Raw genomic sequence first — 966 nt, forward strand, 5'->3', positions numbered from 1 at the left:
TACTTCATGGCTCATCCGAATGTGGTGAAGCTCGTTGATTGCAGCGATTGGGGGGACGGGCGCGATGTGGATATTGAAACAGACCTTGGGCTGCTCGATGAGCCATTCCGAAACGGGCAACTTTGACCTTCCTGCACCAGACGGTGCAGGGACGCTAATGCTCAGTGATCAGCTTGAACTTACACCGGACGCCTGGTGCGTTCGCCAATCGTTTGTCCCCCGTGAGCAGGGGGCAATCCAGGATCTCTGCCAAGGCGACATAGCAGGCATCGTAAGCTGAGACGTTTGCGCGCAGAGCGATGACCCGTTTCATGAATGGAAGCGTTGGGTAGCGGGTTACTGGTAGATCAAGCAAATAGTCTGCGGCAGCTTGGAGTCGTTGATCGCTGATGGTTCCGGAAAGCCAACGCCTGCGAAGCGCCGCAATGGTTTCGACGTCCACAGGCCGCCGCGGGTGCTTCGGGCGATGCGGGCGCCCGCGCCTACTTCATGGCTCATCCGAATGTGGTGAAGCTCGTTGATTGCAGCGATTGGGGGGACGGGCGCGATGTGGATATTGAAACAGACCTTGGGCTGCTCGATGAGCCATTCCGAAACGGGCAACTTTGACCTTCCTGCACCAGACGGTGCAGGGACGCTAATGCTCAGTGATCAGCTTGAACTTACACCGGACGCCTGGTGCGTTCGCCAATCGTTTGTCCCCCGTGAGCAGGGGGCAATCCAGGATCTCTGCCAAGGCGACATAGCAGGCATCGTAAGCTGAGACGTTTGCGCGCAGAGCGATGACCCGTTTCATGAATGGAAGCGTTGGGTAGCGGGTTACTGGTAGATCAAGCAAATAGTCTGCGGCAGCTTGGAGTCGTTGATCGCTGATGGTTCCGGAAAGCCAACGCCTGCGAAGCGCCGCAATGGTTTCGACGTCCACGAGGTCCGGAGCAGCCAGATCGCCGCCAGCGCGAATGGCTC

3 protein-coding genes are annotated in these 966 nt (G+C 58.0%); all 3 read right to left on the minus strand.

Features of this window, described 5'->3' with window-relative positions; translation table 11 throughout:
• Window positions 1–154: 154 nt before the first annotated feature.
• Window positions 155–442: a type II toxin-antitoxin system VapC family toxin gene (locus tag Y708_RS31510; protein ID WP_155853821.1), complete on the minus strand. Its 288-nt coding sequence runs from the start codon at window positions 440–442 to the stop codon at window positions 155–157.
• Window positions 337–603, minus strand: coding sequence for a hypothetical protein (locus Y708_RS29805; RefSeq protein ID WP_028280003.1), 267 nt, complete (start codon window positions 601–603; stop codon window positions 337–339). Before Y708_RS29805 ends, Y708_RS31510 begins: the two co-directional genes overlap by 106 nt.
• Before the next feature lie 34 nt (window positions 604–637).
• On the minus strand, window positions 638–966 hold a 329-nt coding region (locus tag Y708_RS24440), incomplete at its 5' end, for a type II toxin-antitoxin system VapC family toxin (RefSeq protein WP_051478920.1).

The sequence above is a fragment of the Arthrobacter sp. H5 genome, from assembly GCF_000520595.1.
GTDB lineage: Bacteria > Actinomycetota > Actinomycetes > Actinomycetales > Micrococcaceae > Arthrobacter_D.